The 22,000-nt window shown below is 70.3% G+C and carries 21 protein-coding genes; 16 read left to right on the top strand and 5 right to left on the bottom strand.

Annotated elements, in window-relative coordinates; genetic code table 11:
• Positions 1-194 precede the first annotated feature (194 nt).
• The 5 genes from VEL82_08685 (at position 195) to VEL82_08705 (ending at position 5,647) form a co-directional block, all read left to right on the top strand.
• Entirely contained in the window at positions 195-362 is a 168-nt protein-coding gene (locus tag VEL82_08685; protein HXW67932.1) for a hypothetical protein, read from the top strand.
• A gap of 25 nt (positions 363-387) precedes the next feature.
• The gene (gene tpiA / locus VEL82_08690; protein HXW67933.1) at positions 388-1,041 is read left to right on the top strand and encodes a triose-phosphate isomerase; all 654 of its coding nucleotides are present in this window, start codon (positions 388-390) and stop codon (positions 1,039-1,041) included.
• A 274-nt stretch (positions 1,042-1,315) separates the two neighbouring features.
• The gene (locus tag VEL82_08695) at positions 1,316-2,515 is read left to right on the top strand and encodes a glycosyltransferase family 4 protein (GenBank protein ID HXW67934.1); all 1,200 of its coding nucleotides are present in this window, start codon (positions 1,316-1,318) and stop codon (positions 2,513-2,515) included.
• The gene (locus VEL82_08700) at positions 2,512-3,705 is read left to right on the top strand and encodes a glycoside hydrolase family 57 protein (protein ID HXW67935.1); all 1,194 of its coding nucleotides are present in this window, start codon (positions 2,512-2,514) and stop codon (positions 3,703-3,705) included. The genes VEL82_08695 and VEL82_08700 overlap by 4 nt, the downstream gene beginning before the upstream one ends.
• Before the next feature lie 52 nt (positions 3,706-3,757).
• A complete protein-coding gene (locus VEL82_08705; GenBank protein ID HXW67936.1) occupies positions 3,758-5,647 on the top strand; it encodes a PKD domain-containing protein in 1,890 nt (629 codons plus the stop codon).
• A gap of 76 nt (positions 5,648-5,723) precedes the next feature.
• Here the strand turns inward: VEL82_08705 and VEL82_08710 are convergent, their stop codons facing one another.
• Entirely contained in the window at positions 5,724-6,134 is a 411-nt protein-coding gene (locus VEL82_08710) for a hypothetical protein (GenBank protein HXW67937.1), read from the bottom strand.
• 185 nt (positions 6,135-6,319) lie between these two features.
• Here VEL82_08710 and VEL82_08715 point away from each other — a divergent pair, with 185 nt between their 5' ends.
• The 6 genes from VEL82_08715 (at position 6,320) to VEL82_08740 (ending at position 13,580) form a co-directional block, all read left to right on the top strand.
• Positions 6,320-8,185: a glycoside hydrolase family 15 protein gene (locus VEL82_08715; protein HXW67938.1), complete on the top strand. Its 1,866-nt coding sequence runs from the start codon at positions 6,320-6,322 to the stop codon at positions 8,183-8,185.
• A gap of 16 nt (positions 8,186-8,201) precedes the next feature.
• Positions 8,202-9,149 carry an ROK family protein gene (locus VEL82_08720; GenBank protein ID HXW67939.1) on the top strand — a complete coding sequence of 316 codons (948 nt, stop codon included), beginning with the start codon at positions 8,202-8,204 and terminating at the stop codon, positions 9,147-9,149.
• A gap of 97 nt (positions 9,150-9,246) precedes the next feature.
• Entirely contained in the window at positions 9,247-10,701 is a 1,455-nt protein-coding gene (locus tag VEL82_08725) for an ABC transporter substrate-binding protein (GenBank protein HXW67940.1), read from the top strand.
• A gap of 82 nt (positions 10,702-10,783) precedes the next feature.
• Positions 10,784-11,632, top strand: a complete 849-nt coding sequence (locus tag VEL82_08730) for a sugar ABC transporter permease (protein ID HXW67941.1) — start codon at positions 10,784-10,786, stop codon at positions 11,630-11,632.
• The gene (locus VEL82_08735) at positions 11,629-12,555 is read left to right on the top strand and encodes a carbohydrate ABC transporter permease (protein ID HXW67942.1); all 927 of its coding nucleotides are present in this window, start codon (positions 11,629-11,631) and stop codon (positions 12,553-12,555) included. The genes VEL82_08730 and VEL82_08735 overlap by 4 nt, the downstream gene beginning before the upstream one ends.
• Positions 12,552-13,580 carry an ABC transporter ATP-binding protein gene (locus VEL82_08740; GenBank protein HXW67943.1) on the top strand — a complete coding sequence of 343 codons (1,029 nt, stop codon included), beginning with the start codon at positions 12,552-12,554 and terminating at the stop codon, positions 13,578-13,580. Before VEL82_08735 ends, VEL82_08740 begins: the two co-directional genes overlap by 4 nt.
• A gap of 8 nt (positions 13,581-13,588) precedes the next feature.
• Here the strand turns inward: VEL82_08740 and VEL82_08745 are convergent, their stop codons facing one another.
• Genes VEL82_08745 through VEL82_08755 form a run of 3 tightly spaced genes read right to left on the bottom strand, consistent with a single transcriptional unit; the run spans position 13,589 to position 17,254 of the window.
• Positions 13,589-15,265, bottom strand: coding sequence for an alpha-amylase family protein (locus VEL82_08745; GenBank protein HXW67944.1), 1,677 nt, complete (start codon positions 15,263-15,265; stop codon positions 13,589-13,591).
• Between the two features lie 54 nt (positions 15,266-15,319).
• Positions 15,320-16,201: an SDR family oxidoreductase gene (locus tag VEL82_08750; protein HXW67945.1), complete on the bottom strand. Its 882-nt coding sequence runs from the start codon at positions 16,199-16,201 to the stop codon at positions 15,320-15,322.
• Positions 16,202-16,255: 54 nt separating this feature from the next.
• Entirely contained in the window at positions 16,256-17,254 is a 999-nt protein-coding gene (locus tag VEL82_08755; protein HXW67946.1) for a phosphosulfolactate synthase, read from the bottom strand.
• Positions 17,255-17,401: 147 nt separating this feature from the next.
• Between VEL82_08755 and VEL82_08760 the strand changes: the two genes are divergently transcribed.
• The 3 genes from VEL82_08760 to VEL82_08770 are packed head-to-tail and all read left to right on the top strand — an operon-like array spanning position 17,402 to position 20,296.
• The gene (locus VEL82_08760) at positions 17,402-18,799 is read left to right on the top strand and encodes an alkaline phosphatase family protein (protein ID HXW67947.1); all 1,398 of its coding nucleotides are present in this window, start codon (positions 17,402-17,404) and stop codon (positions 18,797-18,799) included.
• A 57-nt stretch (positions 18,800-18,856) separates the two neighbouring features.
• Positions 18,857-19,399, top strand: a complete 543-nt coding sequence (gene cysC / locus VEL82_08765; GenBank protein HXW67948.1) for an adenylyl-sulfate kinase — start codon at positions 18,857-18,859, stop codon at positions 19,397-19,399.
• Positions 19,400-19,459: 60 nt separating this feature from the next.
• A complete protein-coding gene (locus VEL82_08770) occupies positions 19,460-20,296 on the top strand; it encodes a methyltransferase domain-containing protein (GenBank protein ID HXW67949.1) in 837 nt (278 codons plus the stop codon).
• Between the two features lie 23 nt (positions 20,297-20,319).
• Here VEL82_08770 and VEL82_08775 read toward each other — a convergent pair whose 3' ends face one another.
• On the bottom strand, positions 20,320-20,808 hold the full coding sequence (locus VEL82_08775; protein HXW67950.1) for a hypothetical protein: 489 nt from the start codon (positions 20,806-20,808) through the stop codon (positions 20,320-20,322).
• Between the two features lie 119 nt (positions 20,809-20,927).
• Here VEL82_08775 and VEL82_08780 point away from each other — a divergent pair, with 119 nt between their 5' ends.
• The gene (locus VEL82_08780) at positions 20,928-21,143 is read left to right on the top strand and encodes an antitoxin VapB family protein (protein ID HXW67951.1); all 216 of its coding nucleotides are present in this window, start codon (positions 20,928-20,930) and stop codon (positions 21,141-21,143) included.
• A complete protein-coding gene (locus VEL82_08785) occupies positions 21,140-21,526 on the top strand; it encodes a PIN domain-containing protein (protein ID HXW67952.1) in 387 nt (128 codons plus the stop codon). The genes VEL82_08780 and VEL82_08785 overlap by 4 nt, the downstream gene beginning before the upstream one ends.
• Positions 21,527-22,000: the final 474 nt, after the last annotated feature.

The raw sequence follows: 22,000 nt of genomic DNA on the forward strand, positions 1-22,000 counted from the left end.
TCACACGCGCCGCGGTCCGGAGCACGCCCAAGGCGATCCCTGGGGCGCCGGACGGTCTGCCGCGTCCGGGTTATCCGGCGTGACGGGCCCGTTCGATCTCGGTTGGCATACCTTTAGGCGTTCCTTCCGCTTGCCGGCTACCTCGGTGCGGCATGGTTGGTACGGGTTCCTCGCCCGGACGGCCCGAGAAAACGGTGCACCTCAGGATCGATCCGAATGACGAATCCACGACGCTCGAGGAGGTCCTCACGCGCATCGCCGAGCTCCAGCGAAAGCACCCGGACCGCGAGGTCTTCTTCGACGGGGACGAGTACGCGATCTGCTCCCGGCCCAAGCGCGCCCGCGCGGCCCCCGCTCGGTGAACGCCCGCCGCTGGGCCGGCCCCTGCTGCTCGTCAACCTCAAGACGTATCCGGGGGCGCTCGGGCCGGGCGCCGTGCGGCTCGCCCGGACCCTGGAGGAGCTCGGCCGCGGGGCGGGGGTCGCGGTGGCGATCGCGCCCGCGGCACCCGATCTCGCGCGTGTCGCCGGCGCCGTGGCGATCCCGGTCCTCGCTCAGCACGTCGACGCGGTGGACACGGGGGCCCACACGGGCTCGATCCCATCGGAAGCGGTCGAGCGGGCCGGGGGCTGGGGCAGCCTCGTGAACCACTCCGAGCATCCGCTCTCCGTCCCCGTGGCCAGGGAGACCGTGCGTCGGCTCTCGGCCCACGGGCTGACCGCCGTGCTCTGCGCGCGCGACGTGCGGACCGTGGCGCGGCTCGCGACGTTGAACGCGCCGTATCTCGCGATCGAGCCGCCCGAGCTCATCGGGGGCGACCGCGCGGTGTCGACCGCGCGGCCCCAGGTGGTGTCGGGAGCGGTCGCCGCCGTGCGAGCGGTCGCGCCGGCGACGGTGGTGCTGTGCGGCGCCGGCGTCCACGACCACCTCGACGTGGCCCGCGCGCTCGAGCTCGGGGCGGCGGGCGTGCTGGTCGCGAGCGCGGTCGCGCGCGCGAGCGACCCGCGCGCGGCCATCGGCGAGCTGCTCGCCGGTTTCTAGGAACGGCGGGGGCCGCGCACGCCGCTCCCTTCAAGTGGGCGCCCGGTCTGGCGCGCCCGTCCCGAGGATCGCGACGGAGTAGCGCGGTACGACGATGCCCGAGTCAGGCCGTTCCTCCGAGCACCGGCGCGCGCCCTCCGCGAAATCGCCCCGCCGCCGACGCACCGTCCGCTCCCGATCGAAGCCGAGGGTCCGTCGGGACCGCTCGGTCGGCCGCCCCCGGAACGAGCCGCTCGATGAAATCACGGGCCCCGCGACGTCGGTGCCCGGGCCGTTGCGTAACGGCGGGATCGTCCGGACGGTCGCGGCCGCGCGGCCCCTCCATCTCGTCTGGGTGGGATGGGAGTGGCCACCCCATCACACCGGTGGGCTTGGGGTGCACTCCTTCGAGATCGCGAGAGAGCTCACGCGCCTCGGCCACCGCGTCACGTTCCTCACCCCGTTCACCGGGCCGTTCACGCCGGTCGACGGCGTGACGTTCCGCTACCCGGGGCAGCCGGTCGGGGACAAGCCGGTCCAGTACCCGCCGGCGTACTGGACCGGTGGCACGCCCGACAGCCCGTTCGTCGACGCGACCGACGGCTACAACGCCTGGGTCGGGGCCCTCGACGGGCTCGGTCCGGTCGACGTGGTCCACGTGCACGACTGGTTCGGGACGATCGGCGCGCGCGCGCTCGCGCGACGCTTGGACCGGCCGCTCGTGATGACGGTCCACTCGACCGAATACGACCGGTCGCTCGGCCACCCATGGGATCACATCCTCGCACGCGAGCAGGCCGGCATCGATGCTGCCACGCGCATCATCGCGGTGAGCCGGCACCTGCGCCAGCAACTGATCGACCGCTACCGTGCCGATCCGGCGCGGGTGCGCGTCATCTACAACGCGGTCCGCCCGACCGCGCGCCTGGAACGGATCGACCCGCGCAAGCGGGTCGTGCTCTACGTGGGCCGCCTTGCCGTCATGAAGGGCGTCGACACTTTCCTGCGCGCCGCCGCGCGCGTGGTTCCCCGCTTCCCGGATGTGCTGTTCGTGATCGCCGGCGAGGGCCCGGAGTACGGGCGCCTGATCGAGCTCGCCGCGGGCCTCGGGATCGGCGAGCATGTGATGTTCCTCGGTAGGATCACGGAGGAGGAGCGCGAGCTCCTGCTCGCGGGGGCGTCCGTCTTTGTCCTGCCCTCGGTGGTCGAGCCGTTCGGCATCGCGGCGCTCGAGGCGATGGCGGCGGGCGTCCCGACGATCGTTTCGAAGACGAGCGGCGTCGCCGAGATCAGCCAGGGGACCTTCCGCGTCGACTTCTGGGATACGGACGAGTTCGCGAGCCGGATCGCCGAGCTGCTCGAGTACCCCACCCTGCGCCGGGCGATGGGCGAGCAGGGGCGCTGGGAGGCGCTGCGCGAAGGTTGGCCCGAGCGCGCCCGCGAGACGGTCGGTGTCTACCTCGAGGCGATGGGGGCCCGGGGCCGGACGCCGTGAAGATCGTCCTCTACCTGCACCTGCACCAGCCCTGGCGCCTCGCCCGCTTCCGCTTCCTCGACCTCGGCAGCGGCCGGACGTACTTCGACCTCGATCGCAACCTCGGCATCTTCCGGGGGATCGCGGAGCGATGCTACCGGCCCGCGCTCGACCGGCTCCTGGCGAACCTCGAAGGCGACCCCGACTTCCGGCTCAGCCTTTCGATCACCGGCACGTTCGTCGAGCAGGCGAGAGCGGCGGCCCCGGACGTGCTCGACAAGATCCGGGCCCTGATCGCGACCGAACACGTCGCGATCGTCGCCGAGACCTACTACCACTCGCTCGCCTTCCTCCTGCCGCCGCCCGAGCTCGCAGAGGAGGTGGCGCTCCACCGGCAGATGCTGCGCGCCGAGTTCGGCGTGGAGCCGAAGGTCCTGCGGATGACCGAGCTCGCCTACTCCGACGACCTCGGGCGCTTCGCGGAGAAGGAGCGATTCCACGGGATGCTCGCCGAGGGCTGGGAAGGGGTCCTGCGCGGCGAGCCGCCCACCTACCGCTACTGCGCGGCGCCCGCGCCGACGCTGATGCTGCTCCTGCGCCACTATCCGCTCAGCGACGACGTGGGCTTCCGCTTCTCGTCGACGGCCTGGAGCGAGTACCCGCTGACCGCCGAGAAGTACGCGCGCTGGCTGGGCGCGACCCCGGGCGAGCTGATCGGCCTGTTCATGGATTTCGAGACGTTCGGCGAGCACCACCCGGCGCGCTCAGGGATCCTCGAGTTCCTCAGCGCCCTTCCGCGCGCCGTCCGCCAGCAGGGCGGCCTCGAATGGGCGACGGTCGACGAAGCGATCCAGGGCCCCCCGCGGGCCCCGCTCAGCGTGCCGTACACGATGAGCTGGGCCGACCAGAACCGCGACCTGGGGGCCTGGCTGGGCAACGACCTCCAGCGCTCGGCGTTCGAGGCCGCGAAGAAGGTCGGGCTCGCGGTGCTCCAGAGCGGCGACGCCGCGATCATCACGGACTGGCGCAAGCTGCTCACGTCGGACCACTTCTACTACATGTACGTGACCGGCCACGGGGCCGACCAGGGAGTGCACCAGTACTTTTCGAGCTACGACAGCCCCTACGACGCCTACGCGAACTACATGAACGCGCTCACCGACCTGCGGCGGCGCGCGCTCGAGAAGCTCGGGGTGCCGACGCTGAAGTAGCCCGCTCCCACGGGCCTCGGGCTTTATCTAGAGGAAGCACGCAGGATGGGGCATGGCCCCCCTTGGAGCCCGCCGTTCGCCGGCCCGCACACTGCTGATCGCGCTCGCCGTAGGGATGTTCCTCGCCGCCGGCCTCGCCGCCGCGGTCGCGGATCCCGGTGTTCCCGCCGGATTCTCCGCGCGGATCACGTCGGTCGGCTCGATCGGGAGCGAGAACCTCGCCTCCGCCCAGGCGTCGATACTGCACGGGACCGCCCCCATCGCGGCCCCGGCGCACGACGCCGTTTCCTCGCCCTCGACCCCCTACCGTTGGACCAACGCCTCTTACCTGTTCCCGGTCTCGGGAATCCCCTCCGCACGCCTGCTGCCGCTGATGACCTGGGACGCCTCGGACGGCTACGTGCTCCTCTTCGGCGGCGTCAGCTCTGGCTACGAGACGGACACGTGGACGTACCTCAACGGGACGTGGACGAACATCACGAGCTCGGTCGGTACGCACCCCCCGAGCTTGATCGCCGGAACGATGGCCTTCGACCCGTCCACGAACTCGGTCGTCCTGTTCTCGGGCGCGAACCCGAGCGTCGGCATCGTGAACTACACGTGGACCTACCACGACAAGGTCTGGACGAACATCACGTCGAGCGCGGGCGCTGCCCCGCCGGCCGACGAGTTCGCTTCGCTGGCGACCGACACGGCGGCCGATGAGCTCGTGCTCGTCGAGACGACCGTGAGCGGCCTGCAGACCTGGACGTTCAAGGACGGCACCTGGACCAACGTGACCGCCGCCTCGGCCCAGCCCGGCTACGCCTACTACCCGCTGGTCGCGGACGACCCGGCCGACTCGGGCGTGCTGCTCACGGGAGTGGCGTCCAACAGCCCCACCATCACTGCGCCGTTCTACCCCGCGACCTGGCTCTACAAGTCCGGGGTCTGGGAGAACCTGTCGGCCGCGAACGCCGGCGTGGTCATCCTGTACAGCCAGCTGACGCCGGTGCTGCAGTACCTGCCGGCGGCCGGCGCGGTCGTCGCCTTCCAGTCGTACTGGGTCACGACGGCCGGCGAGATCACCGAGTTCCCGACGAGCTGGCTGTTCGCGAACGGGGTCTGGACGAACATCACGGCCGCGGTCGGGATCGGCCCCGGCCTGGACTTCTACTCCGGCGCTACCGCCCTTCCCGACGACAGCGCCGTGATGCTGTTCTCGGGCGAGACGACCGCCGGCCTCGTCAACCAGACCTGGTTCTTCTCCGCCCCGCCGGTGGTCAGCGCCCGCGCGGCGCCGGCCACGGTCGACGCGGGCGGCTCGGTGACCCTCAGCGCGAGCGTGAGCTACGGGCTCAGCCCGGACTCGGTCTCGTGGTCGTACGGCGACGGCGGTACCGGCACGGGCCCCTCGGGCTCGCACACCTACGCGGCGGCGGGCATCTATGCCGCCACCGCCTCGGCCACCGACTTCGTCGGGCAGGCCGGTCAGGGAACCGCGCCGGTGCTGGTGAACGCCGCCCCGTCGGCCGCGATCACCGTCGCGCCGTCGTCCCCCTCGGCGGGTAGCGCCGTGGGCCTCGTTGCGACGGTCACCGGCGGCACCGCGCCGTTCACCTACGCCTGGACGCTCGGGGACGGCAGCACGGCGGCGACCGCCTCCGTCACGCACACCTACGGCAGCAGCGGGACCTACTCGGTGGGACTCACCGTGACCGACGCGGCCGGCGTGAGCGCGAAGGCGACCGCGACGGTCACCGTCTCGGCCGCGAGCTCGTCGGTCGACCTGACGAGCGGCACCGGCCTGTACCTGCTGATCGGCATCATCGCGCTCGCCGTCGTGGCCGTGATCCTGGGCGTGATGCTGGCGCGCAAGGGACGAGGATCCCACCCGCCGCCCCCGATGGCCTACTCGCCGCCGCCCGCGCCCGGTGGTGGGCCTCCGCCCGGCGCGACCTAGGGGCGCAGCGCTCCCGGACCAACCCCTTTCTCGGGGGCCGGCCCCGCCGGTCCCCGTCCTTTCCTTCCCGGCGAACCTAGGCGAAGTGCCGGCTCACCGCGAGCAGGTAGACGAACAGCACGAGCGCGAGGATGAACCCGAGCGAGATGAAGTCGCGCGCGAGGCCGTAGACGACCATCTCGAAGGCGAGGAACAGCAGCATCAGCACGAGCGCCCACAGGCGCAGGTGCCAGAGGCCGACCGCCACGCCGAGGATGATCAGCCCGATGATCGCGACGATGGCCCCGGCGATCACGCCGGTCTGGCCGAAGACGCTGACGTTGAAGCTGCTGCCGAGCGAGGCGAGGGCGGCCGAGCCGACCGCGATCAAGAGGCCGACGACGAACTCCAGGAACCCGTAGATCCCGATCAGGATCGCGACGATCGCCACGAGGATCGGTCGGCTCTTGCGTTGCTCGACCGGTTGACCGTAGGCGTTGTAGCTCATTCCGCGCTCTGTCCGGACCCGGACCGTCCCCGCGTTCGTGTCCGGACTATTTATCTCTTGGTGCGACGGCCCGCGATCGAGGACTCCCGCTCGGCCGCCCCGTCCAACCGAGGGGTTATAGAAGTCCGAGCCAACGTAGAATCCCGGATGGCCCAGTCTGAGGCGCGGCCGCCCGAGGCCCGGACGTGATCACCCAGGTCACCGGCAACGGTCGGATCCTGCTCACCGTCAACCAGAACGGCGAGTGGAACGAGCTGTTCTACCCGTTCCCTGGGCAGTTCCAGCACCTGCGCGAGATGCGGGTCGGCCTCTTCGACGTCCCGGCCTCGCGATTCGCCTGGCTGCGCCAGGGCAACGGCTACGAGATCCGGCAGACGCCCTACGGCGGCGGCCACCTCCCCAACGTCATCTGGACGGGCCACGGCCTCCAGCTGAGCGTTCGGGACCACGTGCATCCGAACCACGACCTGATCGCCCGGGTCTTCCGGGTCCGGGCGGAGCCGGCGCGACCGGTACGCCTGTTCGCCTACCACGCGTTCCAGATCGCGGAGTCGATGTACCAGGACACGGCGTTCGTCGACCCGACGACCGCGACCCTCGTGCACTACAAGCGCGGCTACTTCTTCGAGTTCTTCTCCGATCCTCCGTACTCGCGCGCCGTCTGCGGCGAGCACACGCTCAAGGGGCTCAAGGGGACGTACGTCGACGCCGAGGACGGCCGCCTCGAGGGACGGGCCGTGGCGCACGGAGCCGCCGACAGCGTGATGGAGTGGGATCTCGAGCCCGGCCCGGACCGGGACGTCGAGGTCCGCCTCTTCCTGGCGGCCGGCCGCGGCCTGCCCGCCGTCCACCAGGTCCGCGACTACGTTCGGGCCGGCGGCTCAGCCCGCTTCGTCCGCGAGTCCGAGCGCTTCTGGGACACCTGGGTGCAGCGCCGACTGCCCCGCGCCCCCCGCCAGCTCAGCGACCACGCGCGCCAGGTCTACCGCGCGAGCGTGCTGATGATGCGTCACGCCACGGGCGCGAACGGAGCCGTGATCGCCTCGCCCGACACGAGCTCGCTCGTGCGGGCCGGCGACACCTACAACTTCTGCTGGTGGCGCGACGGGGGCTACGTGTCGAAGGCGATGGACGAGGCGGGTCTCTACGAGAACGCCTCGCGCTTCCTCGAGTTCGCCCGCACCTGCCAGGAACCGGACGGCTCGTTCTTCCACCGCCACTTCCCCGACGGTGCGATCGGCAGCACGTGGCACCCGCCGCCGTTCCTGCAGATCGACCAGACCGCGACCGTCATCGCGGCCGTCTGGCACCATTTCAAGCGGGGCGCCGACCCCGACGTACTGCTCGGCTTCTGGCCGCTCGTCAAGGATGCGGCGAGCTTCCTCGCCAGCTTCCGGGACCCCGCGACCGGGCTCCCCGCCCCCAGTTTCGACCTGTGGGAGGAACGCCTCGGGATCCACGCCTACTCGACCGCCGCGGTGGCGCATGCCCTCGAGCGCGCGGCCAGGGTCGCCGAGGAGATCGGCAAGGACCCGAGCGCCTGGCGGACCGCGAGCCGCGAGGTCCTCGACGCCGCCCGCCGGGAGTTCTGGGACGCCGAGCGCGGTCGCTTCGTCCGCTCGGTCGCGCCGCGCGACGAGCGCCTGGACGCCTCGATCCTGCTCGCCCTCAAGCACGGGCTCCTCGGCTGGGAGGAACCGCGCACCCGCGCGGTCGTCGACGGTATCGAGGCCCGGCTGTGGAATCCCGAGCTCGGCGGGCTCGCCCGCTACGAGGGCGACGAGTACTACGGCAAGGAGAACCCGTGGATCATCTGCACGCTGTGGCTCGCCGAGGCCCGCCTGCGCCTCGGCGACCGGCCCCGTTGCCGCGAGCTAATCGAGTGGGCCGCCTCGCACGCGACCCCGACGCTGATGCTGCCCGAGCAGATCGACCGGGCGAGCGGAGAGCCCAAGAGCGCGACGCCCCTCACCTGGTCGCACTCGACGTTCGTCGACGTCGTCCACAAGTATGCCGAAGCCGAGACGCGCGGCGAGGTCCCCGAAGAGTAGACCCGCGACGGGTCGCGTGCTCGGTATCGACCTCGGGGCGACCAAGGTCATCAGCGGCCTCGTCGACGAGTCCGGCCGGATCCTCCACCACAGCGGGCGCCACGTCCACGCGAACGACGGACCCGGGGGCGTCATCCGGACGGTCGCCCGCGCGGCGCGGGCCAGCCTCGGCGACGGGGCCGCCCTCCCGAGCCGCGTGGGAATCGCGGTCGCCGCCCAGGTCGACCCTCGCACCGGGACGGTCGTCCACGCGCCGAACCTCGGATGGCGCGATGTGCCGCTCGCCCGACGCCTCTCCGAGGAGCTGGGGGCCTCGGTGACCGTCATCAACGACGCCCGCGCGGCGGCGCTCGCCGAGTGGAAGCACGGCGCGGGGATCGGGGTCCACGACCTGTTCTGCCTCAGCCTCGGTACGGGTGTCGGAGGGGCGGCCATCGTCGGCGGCCGGCTGCTCGAGGGCGGCAGCCACGCCCTCGGCGAGGTCGGCCACATGACGATCGTCGTCGGGGGCCGGCGCTGCCACTGTCCGAACTGGGGCTGCCTCGAGGCGTACGTCGGGGGTTGGGCGATCGCCGAGCGCGCTCGCGAGACCGTCCGGGCGGAGCCGTCCGCCGGTGCCGGTCTGGTGGCCCGCGCCGGCAGCGCCGACGCGATCACCGCGCAGACCGTCTTCCAGTCGTACCGGGCCGGCGACGCGCTCGCGGGACGGATCGTCCGCGAGACCGAGCGGTTCCTCGCGGACGGCGTCGTGGGGCTCGTGAACGCCTTCAATCCATCGCTCCTGATCCTGCAGGGCGGCCTCGTCGCCGGCATGCCCGAGTTCGTTCCCGTCGTCGAGTCGGCGATCCGCGCCCGGTGCCAGCCGCCGGCCGCCGGCGCGCGGGTCGTCACCGCCCAGCTCGGGGAGGACGCGGCCGTCGTCGGGGCCGCGTGCGTCGCCCGCGACCCGCGCTCGCTCGGTTGAACGGAATTACACAGCGCGGTGCGACGATATCTTCGGCGGGCGCTCGGATATTTGAGTTTTCAGAAGGCTTAAACAAGTCAAGGGTCTCCCGTGCGCAATGTCAGCACAGGCCACGGGAGGCTCGCCGGCTCCGCCGGCGACCACGGCGGGGCAGGACTACACGCGGAGAGCGAAGCGAAGCTCGGCGGTCTGGGCGATCGTGGTCGTCGTGGTGGCGATCGCGGCCGGCCTGGGGGGGTACTACTATGGGCATAGTACCGCCGCTTCGACCAGCTCGAGCAGTGCGACGGTGACCTACTACGACGACCTTTCCAGCAGCGAGGCGACCTTCATGACGCAGGTTCTGATACCTCAGTTCGAGGCCGCCCACCCGAACATCGGGATCAACTACGTGAACATCGACGCGAGCGACATGGTCACGAAGGTCGCCGCGCTCGTGCAGGCGAACGACGTCGGGACGACCCTCCTCGCGGAGGACAACCTGGACATCGGCGAGCTGCTCTACTCTTCGACCGGTAACGACCTGATGAACCTCACGTCGATCGCCTCGGTGATCCAGCCCACCACGATGATCCCGAGCATGACGGGCGTCACGACCTACGAGACGCACGCCTTCGGCGGCGAGTACTTCATCCCGTTCCGGGCGAACACGCCGCTCGTCTGGCTCAACACGACGGCGCTCGGCGCCGCGGGCCTGTCCACGACGCAGGGCCCCCAGACGTTCGCTGACCTGCTCTCGGACGCGCAGACTCTGTCCTCGAAGGGCGACGCGACGCCCGTGATGTTCCAGGGCGGCGCGGGCGACGACACGGCGACCGAGATGTTCCAGTGGGAGGTCCAGTTCGGCGGGAACCCGATGGTCTACAACGACTTCGGGGACCTGCAGGCGATGTCGTACCTGTACAACCTGAGCGCGTACATGAACCCCGGGTACAAGCAGGCGATCTACAGCGAGTACGCGGGACTCGCCCAGGGCAAGTACCAGATCCTCGACTACCAGTGGCCGTACGTCTACTCGCTGCTGACCGGCGGGAACACGTCGATCACCCCGATGAACGCGAACACCCTGCTGGTCTACCCGGGCCCGAACGGCACGGGCGCCCAGGCCTCGGACCACGTCATCGGCGGCGATGTGCTCGCGATCCCGAAGGGGGCGACGAACCTCTGGGCGATCGAGACGTTCGCGCAGTACCTGCTCTCGGCTCCGGCGCAACAGTTGCTGATGGTCGACACGGGCAACCCCGCGGTCAACGCGGCGGCCTACATCGGGCTCCCCGGTGACCAGTCGACCGTGGACATCGCGATCGAGCAGGCGCTCGAGAACCCGGTGTTCCGGCCTCCGGTGCCCTGGATCGAGACATGGGTCGCGGACTTCTACAACGACATCTTCACGCCGTTCGTCCTGAACAATTTGGGGACCGGATCCTGGTCGGCCCTCGTCGGGGACGCGGGCACCGCGAACTCGGCGCTCTCGGCCTATCTGACCGCGAACTACGGGTCGTCGGTTGCCAGCCAGTACGCGGCGGGCGACTTCGGACCCCTGTACGTCTGAGCGGAGGGACGGCGCTCCGAGGTAGAGAGGACCCAACCCGTTCATGGCTATCGACCACCAGGGCGGGCGCCCACCCGCCCCGGTGGCCACCTTTTTCCAGCGTCACCAGGACCAGCTGATCCCGTTCCTATTCGTCCTCCCCGCGCTCGCCTACGTCGGCGCCTTCGCCTTCTACCCGACCGCGCAGACGATCCAGTACAGCTTCCAGACCCGCATCCTCTCCTTCACCTTCTACAACTACCAAGCGAACGTCCAATCCGGCCTCTACTCGTGGATCGGCAACACGCTGTGGCTGACGGCCGCGGCGCTGACGATCCAGTTCGTCCTCGCGCTCGCGGTCGCCTCAATCCTGAACCGGACCTTCCGCGGCAAGACCGCCTTCGCGACGATCGCCATCCTGCCGATCGGCATCGCGACCGTGGTCGCCGGCTACACGTTCAACCAGATCTTCCCCGGCACCGGCGCCGGCTACGCGAACAGCATCCTCAACTCCGTCGGCATCGGCTCGCAGTACTGGCTCAACCAGACCTGGTCGGCGCTGCTCGTGGTCGCGATCGCCGACAGCTGGAAGAACACCTCGCTCGTGATCATCATCCTCGTCGCCGGCTACGCGACGATCCCCCGGACGCTCTACCAGGCGGCCGCGATCGACGGCGCCGGACCGCTGCGGCAGTTCCGCTACGTCACGCTCCCGGGCCTGCGCAGCTTCATCGTGATGGCCCTGCTCATCCGCGGGGCCCAGGAGGTCAACATCTTCCAGCTCGCCTACATCATGATCGGGCAGTACCCGCAGCTGCTTACGGTCCAGATCTACTCGCTGTGGGAGTCGAGCGGCGGGATCCCGTACCTCGCTTCGGCGGTCTCGACCGTACTGCTCGGGATCGTCTCGATCCTGATCGTGGTCGTCATCATCCTCGGGGGTCGCAAGTGAGCGCCGCGTCCGCGACCGCGCTCTCCCCGGCCCGTGCTGCCGAGCGGGCGCCGCCTCCGGTCTACCATCCCCCCGTCCTGACGCTCGGGAACGTCCTATTGTACGTCGCGATCTTCGTGATCTCGGTCTTCTTCCTCTTCCCGATCTACCTGATCTTCCTCATCGGGTTCACCGACCCGAAGTACACGATCTTCTCCGGTCGGCCCCCGCTGATCCCGCCGTCGTTCACGCTGTCGAACCTCCAGCAGGGGCTGTTCGGCGCGGGCAGCCCGTTCCTCGGGTCGATGTACCTCAGCCTCGAGGTCGCCTTCTTCGTCGGCGCGCTCGCCCTGCTGATCGGGATCCCGACGGCCTACGGGCTCAGCCGGCTCGGCAGCCGCCTCGCCTACGGCGTCACGACCGTATTGTTCATCGTCAACATGGTCCCGTCGATCACGATCGCGATCCCGATCTCGGTCCAGTTCATCGACCTCGGCCAGGCGATCGGGGTGAACCTGTACGGCTCCTGGATCACGATCGGCCTCGCCCAGGAGCTGCTCGCGCTCCCGGTCACGATCTTCCTGCTCGTGGGCGCCTTCCAGGGACTGCCGCGGGACCTCGAGAACCAGGCGCGGGTGGACGGCGCCGGGCGCTTCAAAGCGATCTACGGCAACCTCGTGCCGCTGATCGTGCCCGCGCTCGTGGCCGCGTTCCTGTTATCCTGGATGCTGAGCTGGGACGAGTCGACGTTCGCGCTGATCCTGTACAACCCCGCCACGAGCGCGACCCTGCCCGTCAACATCTTCCTGTCGTTCACGGGACGCGGCAGCCCGACGATCGGGGTCGCCTTCTCCTGCATCGCGACGATCCCCGTCATCGTCCTCACGGTCTTCCTTCAGCGGTTCCTCAAGGGCGAGGACCTCGCCGCGGGGGTGCGCGGATGACGGCGAAACTACGGTTCGATCGGGTGACGAAGCGCTTCGGCAAGCGAATGGTGGCGGACGACATCGAGCTCGACGTCGACCCGGGCGAGTTCTTCGTCATCCTGGGCCCCTCCGGCGAGGGGAAGTCGACGCTCCTGCGGATGGTCGCCGGCATCGAGCCGGTCGACGCGGGCCGGATCTGGATCGACGGGCGCGACGTCACCCACCTCGCGCCGAACAAGCGGAACATCGCGATGGTGTTCCAGAACTACGCGCTCTATCCCAACATGAACGTCTACCGCAACATCGCCTTCCCGCTCAAGATGCAGTACTTCCCCTCGAGCGAGATCGAGCCGAAGGTCCAGGAGGTGGCCCGCAAGCTCGGGATCTCCGAGATCCTCGACCGGCGGGTCAACCAGATCTCGGGCGGCCAGCAGCAGCGGGTCGCGCTCGCGCGGGCGATCGTCCGCAACCCGACGCTCTTCCTGCTCGACGAGCCGCTCTCGAACCTCGACGCCCGGGTGCGGTTCGCGGCCCGCACGGAGCTCAAGAAGATCCAGAAGGACCTCGGCCAGACGTTCCTGTTCGTGACCCACGACCAGAAGGAGGCCGAGACCCTCAGCGACCGCACGGGCGTCATCCACACCGGCCGCTTCGAGCAGATCGGACCGTTCAGCGACCTCTACGAGCGGCCGGCCACGCGCTGGATCGGCGACTTCGTCGGCGACGTGCCGATGAACTACATGCCGGCCAGCGAGTCGGGGGCCTCGGGCGAGCTCGGTTTCCGGCCGGAGTGGGCCGAGATGTCGCCGGAGGGCGCGCAGAAGGCGACCGTCCAGGTCGCCGAGCGGGTCGGAGACTTCTCCTACCTGTTGTGCACGATGGCGAACGGCTGGCGGATCTACCTGCGCTCGATGCGCACCGTGGCGGCCGGCAGCGAGGTGCGCTTCAACGTTCTGCGCCACGTCTTCTTCCGCGAGGAGCCGGGGGCCGAGAACGCGCCGCTCGCCGAGGGCGCTGGGGCCGAGGCGCCCGCCGCGCACTGAGGCCGTCCTCAGCCCCTCGGCCGCTCCTGGCGGCTCAGGAACAGCGTCCAGGAGAAGCCGCGCGGGGCGAGCCGGTAGCGGAAGACGTGGTCGGAGATCGTCGAGCGGAGCCCCCCGCGGACGAGCTCGACCGGGGCGGCCCAGATCGTGCCGGGCAGCCGCAGCTCGCCGGCGACCGGGCGCGTCGCGAAGTTGTTCAGGCACAGGATCTGGTACTCGCGGCCCGGCCGCCAGAATCCGAAGACCGGCTCGGTCCCGAGGTCGACCCCCTCGAAGCGGTCCGAGCCGAAGACGCTCGCGTGCGCCGCGCGCACGCGCAGGAGGGTCCGGGTCTTCCAGAGCAGCGAGTTGGACGCCCGCTCCTCGTCCGCGACGTTCCGCGCGGCCGGGGCGAACTCCGGGTCCGTCACGAGCGGCCGGGTGAGGGCGCCGGGGGCCGCTGTCGAGAAGCCCGCGCTCGGGGAGCCGTCCCACTGCATCGGCGTGCGGACGGCGTCGCGGTCGGGAAGATCCAGCCGATCGCCCATGCCGATCTCGTCGCCGTAGTACAGGTAGGGGCTTCCCGGCAGCCCGAGGACGAGCGCGGTCAGCAGCAGCACCGACGCGTCGTCCCCGCCGAGGAGCGGCGCCAGCCGCCGTCGGACGCCGTTGTGGACGCGCGCGCCGTCGGGAAGGTGGAAGTCCCGGACGAACAGCAGGCGCTCGGCCTCGCTGACCTGCTCGAGCGACAGCTCGTCGTGGTTCCGCAGAAAGAACGCCCAGCCGCAGTTCTCGGGCACGCCGGGGAGCGTCGCCCGCAGGACGTCGAGGACCCGCTTCGGGTTGTTCTCGGCGAGGCCGAGGTAGAAGTTCGGCATGATCGGAAAGTGCATCACCATCTGGAACTCGTGGCCGCGGTCGAAGTAGGCGACCGTCTCGGGGATCGACTGATTGGCCTCGCTGACGAGGACGGTGCCGGGGAACTCGGCGTCCATCATGCCCCTCAGGTCCTGGAAGAACTGGTGCGTCTCGGGCAGGCTCTGGCAGGTCGTGCCCTCCCGCTTGTACAGATACGGCGCGGCGTCACACCGGTAGCCGTCGAGGCCGTGGCCCAGCCAGAACCGGGCGAACTTCATCATCTCGCCGCGGACCGCGCTCGTGTCGTAGTTGAGGTCGGGCTGCCAGGAGAAGAAGCGGTGGAAGAAGTACTGACCGGCGACCTCGTCCCACGTCCAGTTCGAGCGCTCGAAGTCCGGGAAGATCAGGCGCGCGCGAGAGAACTCAGTGCCGGTGTCGGACCATAGGAACCAGGAGCGGAACGGCGAGTCGCGGCTGCCTCGCGCTTCCTGGAACCAGGGGTGCTGGTCGGAGACGTGGTTGGTGACGAGGTCCCCGATCACCCGCAGGCCACGCCCGTGCGCCGCCTCGACCAGGCGGTCGAGGTCGTCGATCGTGCCGAAGCGCGGGTCGACCTCGTAGTGGTTGGAGATGTCGTAGCCGTCGTCGCGCCAGGGCGATCGGTAGAACGGCAGCAGCCAGATCGCGCCGACGCCGAGGTCCGCGAGGTAATCGAGCTTCGCGGTCACCCCCGGGAGGTCCCCGATCCCGTCGCCGTTGGAGTCGTAGAAGGATCGGACCGCGAGCTCGTAGAACACGACGTTCCGGAACCAGTCCGGGCTCCGCAGGTCCGATTCGGTCGGGGGCATGCTCGCGCTAGTATCGACGGCCGCTAGCTTGTAAGCAATTGCCCTCGACCGGCGCTAGCTCGGTGCCGAAAGGGGCCCCGCGATCTGGTCCACTGCCGCGAAGAGACGGCCGCCGGCCTCCGGGTCCCGCGATGCCGGGTCCCCGGGCACGACGCGCTCGTTCGCGAAGTACTCGCCGCTGACCGAGGCGAGCGACGGGTCCTCCGCGACGAGGACCGGGGTGACGGCCCCCCGGCGCACGCTCTTGGCGAAGAGCCAGCCGAGCACGGTGATCGCGATCTTCGTGCCGCCCCCGTTGTTCTTGCCGAACCCGGACGCCACGAAGCCCGGGTGCACGGCGTTCACCGACACGCCCGTGCCCGCGAGGCGCCGGGCGAACTCGCGGGTGAGGAGGATCAGCTCCAGCTTCGACACCCCGTAGGCCCGGAAACCGGCGTACGCGCGGCCGGACTGGAGGTCGGAAAGGTCGAGCTTCTGCCGGAGATGGGCGTCGGAAGCCATGTTCACGACGCGGGCGGGGGCGCTCTCCTTGAGGCGGTCCTCGAGCAGCGACGTCAGGAGGAAGGGGGCGAGCACGTTCAGCGCGAACGTGCGCTCGAGTCCTTCTGCCGTCACTTCGCGCCGACGGAAGAAGGCCCCCGCGTTGTTCACGAGCACGTGGATCCTCGGGTACTTCGCGAGCAGCGTGGCGGCCAGCCGCCGGACGTCGCCCGGTCGGGCAAGGTCCGTGACCCCCACCGATTCGACCCGCGGGTTGCCGGTCTCCCGCGCGATCGCGGCCGCGGTGGCCGCCGCGCGCGGCTCCCCGCGGCCGACGACCACGACCGTGTAGCCGTCCGCCGCCAGCCGTCGCGCGATCTCCCGGCCGATCCCCGAGGTCGCGCCGGTGACCACCGCGACCTGTCCCGTGCCTCGAGTGCCCGGACTCGTCGCCATCGTCAGCCCCGAGCTTCGAGCTCCGGCGCGGCTTGGGGTTTTCGGACCCTCCGGCTAGGCGAGCCGGTACTCTCGGCGGCGCGAGTCGTAGAGCGAGACGGACTCCCGGACGAGGCCCTGCTGGCGGAGCGACTCCAGAGCGCTCTGGACCGTCCGGCGGGGAAGCCGCGACATCTGGGCGAGCTGGGTCTGGTCGAGCCCGCGGTAGGTCTCGAGCAGGAAGAACAGGAACTTCGCGGCGGGAGGTCCCTCGACCGACCGCCCGGTCCGGATGGTGCCCAGCGTCTCGCCCCGCAGGCCGAGCCGCTGGGAGGCGAGCGGCAGGACCGAGCGAGGCGCGACGTTCCCGAGGTTCACGTCGGAGCCGAGCTCCATCAGGAGCTGCACCTGCTGGGACTCCATCGGGGCCTCGAAGATCAGGTCCTCCTTCGGGTGCTCCGCGACGATCGACCGGACCCAGTCCCACTTGATCGCCCCGTCGCTGTCGTAGATGCCGACCCCGCGGCCGGACTCCCGGCTCTCGATGATCACCTTGCGCGGTCCGAGCGTGCGCGCGTGCCCGATCTGCGTGAGGGTCTCCTTGAGCGACAGCTGGTAGTGCGCATCCTTCTTGCCGACCTCGATGAAGAAATCGAGGCTGCGCTCCTTGGCGGCCTTGGCCAGCCGCTCGATCTGCGGTGGGGCGAGCTCGATGATCCCGCTCGAGATCTCGACGAGATCGAAGCCCAGCTCCCGGGCCTCGTCGAGCAGCTGGGGCGCCCGGTCGTGGGTCAGGGCGTACTCCAGCAGCGTGCCGCCGGTCGAGACCTCGAGCCCGTGGTCGTGGTAGCGACGCACGCGAGCCCGGACGGCCTCCCTCGGCAGCAGGAGCGGGAGCCCCCAGCCGATCTTGGCGACGTCGACGTAGGGCGCCAGCAGGTCGATCTCGTCGTCGTGCAGCGCGGCCAGGCGGTCCAGGACGTGCGTGACACCGGTGCGACGAGGCCGGGAGACGCTGGGCACGCTCGCCGGGAAGAACGTCGCCTTGGCGCGTGAGCTGACGGAACCTGCCATGATTCGTTATCCTCCTACGCAGGAACTGCGAGCGGCCGAGCCACTCGCACGTAAAAGCTTCACGGCGATCCCCGGGTCGAGCTTCGTGGACCCGAGGCCGGGCGCGGGCCAGCCAGCGTTATGCGCCCTCCTCCGTCCCCGGCCGACGTGGGGCGTGCGCACGGCCGCGTCCTGGTGATCGGGCTCGACTCGGTCTCCCCCTGGCTGCTCTTCGAGCGCTTCCGGCCGGTGATGCCGAACGTCCGCCGGCTCCTCGAGCGGTCGCGGTACGGCACGCTGCGGAGCACGGACCCGCCGATCACCGTGCCCGCCTGGGCGGTCATGTTCTCGGGCATGGACCCGGGCAGCCTGGGCCTCTACGGGTTCCGCCACCGCAAACCGGGGCGCTATTGGGAGATGTACACGCCGAGTTCCCGCTCCCCGCTAGAGCCGATGGTCTGGGACCGCCTCTCCCGAGCCGGTCGCCGGGTCTGCGTCATCGGAATGCCGCCCGGGTACCCGCCTCCGATCCTGAACGGCGTGGCCGTCTCCGACTTCCTCACGCCCGCCTCCGCGAAGGACATCGCCTCCCCGCCGTCGGCGATCGACGCGATCCAGCGCTCCGCGGGTGGCTACGAGTTCGACGTCTCGTTCCGCAGCGACGATCGGGCACGGATCGCCGACGATCTTGTACGCATGACCCGCAAACGCTTCGCCGTCGCCCGCGATCTCTGGCAGCGCGAGCCCTGGGACCTGCTCGCGCTCCACGAGATCGGCCCGGACCGGCTCCACCACACCTTCTGGAAGTTCTTCGATCCGACCCATCCGCGCTACGAGGAGAACCACGAGCTACAGGACCGCGTGAGCGAGTACTACGCGATCCTGGACCGGGAGATCGGCGCCCTCCTCGATCTGGTCCCGGCCTCGGTGCGGATCCTCCTCGTGTCCGATCACGGCAGCCAGCCGATGGCCGGCGCCTTCTGCATCAACGAGTGGCTGATCCGCCGGGGCTACCTCACGCTGAACGGATCCCTGCCGCGGGCCGGCACGCCGCTCGAGGAGACCGAGGTCGACTGGGCGCGGACGAGGGCGTGGGGGGCGGGCGGCTACTACGCCCGCATCTTCTACAACGTTCGGGGCCGGGAGCCGCACGGTTCGCTGGGACCGGACTCGGTCCCCGACTTCGAGGCGACGCTGCGCCGGGAGCTGTCGGAGATCCCGGCTCCGGACGGCGGGTCGCTGCGCGTCGAGAGCTTCACCCCACGGGAGCGCTACCACGAGGTCCGCGGGGACGCCCCCGACCTGATGGTCTACTTCGGCGGGTGCTCCTGGCGCTCGGCGGGCACGGTCGGGCACGGCCGGCTCTACCTCGAAGAGAACGACACCGGTCCGGACGACGCCGTCCACTCGTTCGACGGCATCTACTCGGTCTCGGACCCGGCCGAGGGGGCCGGCCGACCCGGACCGCCGGAGCGGATCGTCGATATCGGCCCGACCCTTCTCGACCTCCTCGGTGAGCCGGTTCCCCCGGGGCTCCACGGGCGGGTGATCGACGGCTTCCGATAGCCGATCCCGGCCCGCGCCGGAAAGGCTCTTTACGCCCCCCGATTCGCGAGCCCCGACGTGGCGGAGCATCGACCGGGCTTCTGCGTCTGGCTGACCGGATTGCCCTGCGCGGGCAAGACCTCCATCGCGCGACAGCTCGCGCCCGTGCTGTCGGGCCGGGGGCTCGACGTCGAGCTGCTCGACGGTGACGAGGTCCGTCGCCAGCTCAGCCCGGACCTCGGGTTCGACCGCGCGTCGCGGGAGGTCCACGCCGACCGCGTCGCCTACCTGGCCGGCGTCCTCGTTCGCCACGGGGTGGTGCCGATCGTCGCGCTGATCTCGCCGTATGCGAGCTCGAGGGCCCGCGCGCGCGAGGAGATCGGTCGCTTCGCCGAAGTCTACGTGGCGACCCCCCTCGAGGTCTGCGAGGCGAGGGACGCGAAGGGCCTGTATCGACGGGCGCGGGCGGGCGAGATCCGCGGATTCACCGGCGTCGACGACCCCTACGAGCCTCCCGAGCGGGCGGAGATCCGCATCGACACCGTCGGGCGGAGCCCGGGCGAGTGCGCCCGCCAGGTCGCGGACGGGCTGGTCCGGCTCGGTTTCGTTCCCGCCGCCTGAGCCGAGCGGTCGACCGGTTCCCGCCGCAACGACCTTAGCCACCCGCCCGCTTGCGGCGGCGTGCCCTGGGAATATACGGACGACTACTACCGGGAGTACACCCGGACCACGTGGAACGAGGCCGCGGCCCAATACGCGGCGTTCATGGAGCACACCGCGCCCTTCCGCGCGGAGCTCGTGCGCCAGCTCGCGCCCGCGGCCGGCGAGGCGATCCTCGACCTCGGGACCGGCCTAGGCGAACCCGGCCTGACGATCGCCTCTGCGGTGGGTCCACGGGGGCGAGTGCTCGGCGTTGACCTTTCCGAGCGGATGATCGATCTCGCGACGCAGACCGCCCGGTCGCGCCGGATCGACAACATCGGGTTCCGGGCCATGGACTGCCTGGACCTCGACCTAGACGGCGGGGAGTTCGACGCGACGGTCAGCTCCTTCGGATTCCAGATCTTCACCGACCCGGACCGCGCGGCCGCCGAGACCCTGCGGGTCTTGCGTCCGGGCGGGCGGATCGCGGTGAGCGTCTGGAGCACCGGCGATCGCGTGCCGTTCCTGGACGCGATCGTCGCACCGATGCTGGCGCACGCCGAGCCCGACGAGAGCGGCTACCTCCCGACCCCCTACGAGACCGGCGGCCCCGGCGAGATGGTCGAGCTGCTGCACCGGGCCGGCTTCCGTGACGGCCACGAGCGCCGCGTCCAGCGCACCCTCCGATTTTCGGACCCCGGGAACTACCTCGACGTCGTGCTGAAGGGCACGCCGCTGGGCCACTCCCTTTCCGAGGAGTCGCCCGAGGTCCAGGCGGACGTGCTGAAGGCGACCCGCGAGAACCTCCGCCGAGCGCAGAACGATGAAGGCATCGAGCTCGGCGCGGAGGTGGTCCTCGTGACGGCCCTCAAGTAGCCGTCGCGCGTCCGGCGCCGCGCCTATCGGCGGCGCGAACGAGGCCCGCCGCGGCCCCGCTGGCTGCGCCGGTAGTCCGCCTCGAGGCTCCGACGGTACCTCGACCACTGCTGGCCGAGGTCGGCGCGCATCGAGGCCTGGGAGGGGTTCTTGCTGCCGAGCACGCGTGGCTCGCGAACTCCGCGCAGGTGGAAGGCGGTCCGCCCGTCGGGCAGCGCCTTCAGTCGGTAGTCGATCTCCCAGTTGCGGTAGTTCCCCGTCGCGCGGCCATGCCAGCTCCGAGGAGGGTGCAAGGTCACCGTCCAACGGCTCCACGACCAGCCATCGCGCGTCGACTCGAGGTCCTCGTAGACGACCCGCCGGGCCGACCGCTGCAGGATCCGCCGCTCACCGCCGTCGCCACTCAAGCGGTGATCGTCGGACCGATAATCGGTGCACCAGCGAAAGACGAACGCCGGCGGGGCCCGGAACACCGTCCGATACTCGTAGACCTGGGCTCGCGCCGCCGGCATCGGATCCTCGTACGGCCTCACTCGTGGATCGCCAAAAGCCTTCCGGCCCCGCGGCCGCGGGCGCTGCCACGTGACTCGAGCGGCGCGGCTAAGTATGGCAACCACATATGCATATGCGTATGTCGTCGAAGAACGTAGCGATCCAACGCACCATCTACGACGCGCTCGAACGGGAAAAGCGCCGCGGAGAGAGCTTCACCGAGCTGTTCGCTCGGCTGCTCCACCAGCCGGGCACTCTCGAGGAGCTGCGGGGGGCTTGGGGGGTCGGCGGCGCCGCCGAGGACCAGCGCCGTCTCGCCCGGCTGCGACGCACGGGCGGCGGAGGCGAGTCATGAAGGCGCTCGACACGTCGGTTCTCCTCGAGGTCCTGCACGACTCGGCCCGGGCCAAGGCGCTGCTGAAGAGCCTGCGCGGCGAGGAGCTGGCGACGACGGAGATCAACATGTTCGAACTCGAGGTCCTCGCGGGGGCCGGGGCACGGGCAAGCCGCCCGGGGCGGCGGAACGCGCTCGACCGGCTGCGTCAGCGGCTCACGGTGCTCCCCGTCACCGCCGAAGGGGTGCGGGAAGCCCGTCGGTTCCACCAGGGCGCCGGGTCCCTCGACTATCGCGCGCTGATCTGGGGGACCCTGGTCGCTGCCGGCTGCGGAGAGTTTCTGACGGCCCGACGCGGTGCGCCGCCGAGCAAGGGGTCGCCGTTCAAGCTGAGACTCGCCTGACATCGTTCTGAATGAGCTATTGTTACGCTATTACAGATGTTTAGAACCCATTCATTCGGTCTTCCCTGAGATCCGGACAGTCGCGCGCAGCCGGACTGGGCACGATCGGCCGATCTACGGCCCGGACCCCACCCTTTTCGAGCAAGTCGAGGTCCCGTTGGCCGAACTCCATTTCATGGCAGCTTAGAATCGGTATATTCGTTACTTTAGTTCCTGTAGCTCGAATCGAGCGCCACGTGGGCCCCACCCCACCCCGAGGGCCCGCGGCGATCTCTGACGGAGCGGCGTATAACTCCAGTTATGCGACATCCAGCCGGGGGTCCCTCACGAGCCGAGTCGAGGCCTCGCGCTGCCGACCATGCCCTGTCCACGGCCTGCCGACCTCCGATCGCGTGCAGATCGCCTGGGACATCCCCGACCCGGGTTCGCGCGGTCGTCCCGGCCCACATTGGCGTCCAGACCCCCACGCTTGCG

The sequence above is a fragment of the Thermoplasmata archaeon genome (assembly GCA_035622275.1).
In the GTDB taxonomy this organism is placed as follows: Archaea; Thermoplasmatota; Thermoplasmata; order Lutacidiplasmatales; family UBA184; genus Lutacidiplasma.

Bases quoted from the DNA above. Each gene is read 5' to 3' on its own strand.
- VEL82_08705 (HXW67936.1), top strand. From the start codon at position 3,758: ATGGCCCCCCTTGGAGCCCGCCGTTCGCCGGCCCGCACACTGCTGATC.
- VEL82_08710 (HXW67937.1), bottom strand. From the start codon at position 6,134: ATGAGCTACAACGCCTACGGTCAACCGGTCGAGCAACGCAAGAGCCGA.
- VEL82_08725 (HXW67940.1), top strand. From the start codon at position 9,247: ATGTCAGCACAGGCCACGGGAGGCTCGCCGGCTCCGCCGGCGACCACG.
- VEL82_08740 (HXW67943.1), top strand. From the start codon at position 12,552: ATGACGGCGAAACTACGGTTCGATCGGGTGACGAAGCGCTTCGGCAAG.
- VEL82_08745 (HXW67944.1), bottom strand. From the start codon at position 15,265: ATGCCCCCGACCGAATCGGACCTGCGGAGCCCGGACTGGTTCCGGAAC.
- VEL82_08750 (HXW67945.1), bottom strand. From the start codon at position 16,201: ATGGCGACGAGTCCGGGCACTCGAGGCACGGGACAGGTCGCGGTGGTC.
- VEL82_08755 (HXW67946.1), bottom strand. From the start codon at position 17,254: ATGGCAGGTTCCGTCAGCTCACGCGCCAAGGCGACGTTCTTCCCGGCG.
- VEL82_08775 (HXW67950.1), bottom strand. From the start codon at position 20,808: ATGCCGGCGGCGCGAGCCCAGGTCTACGAGTATCGGACGGTGTTCCGG.
- VEL82_08780 (HXW67951.1), top strand. From the start codon at position 20,928: ATGTCGTCGAAGAACGTAGCGATCCAACGCACCATCTACGACGCGCTC.
- VEL82_08785 (HXW67952.1), top strand. From the start codon at position 21,140: ATGAAGGCGCTCGACACGTCGGTTCTCCTCGAGGTCCTGCACGACTCG.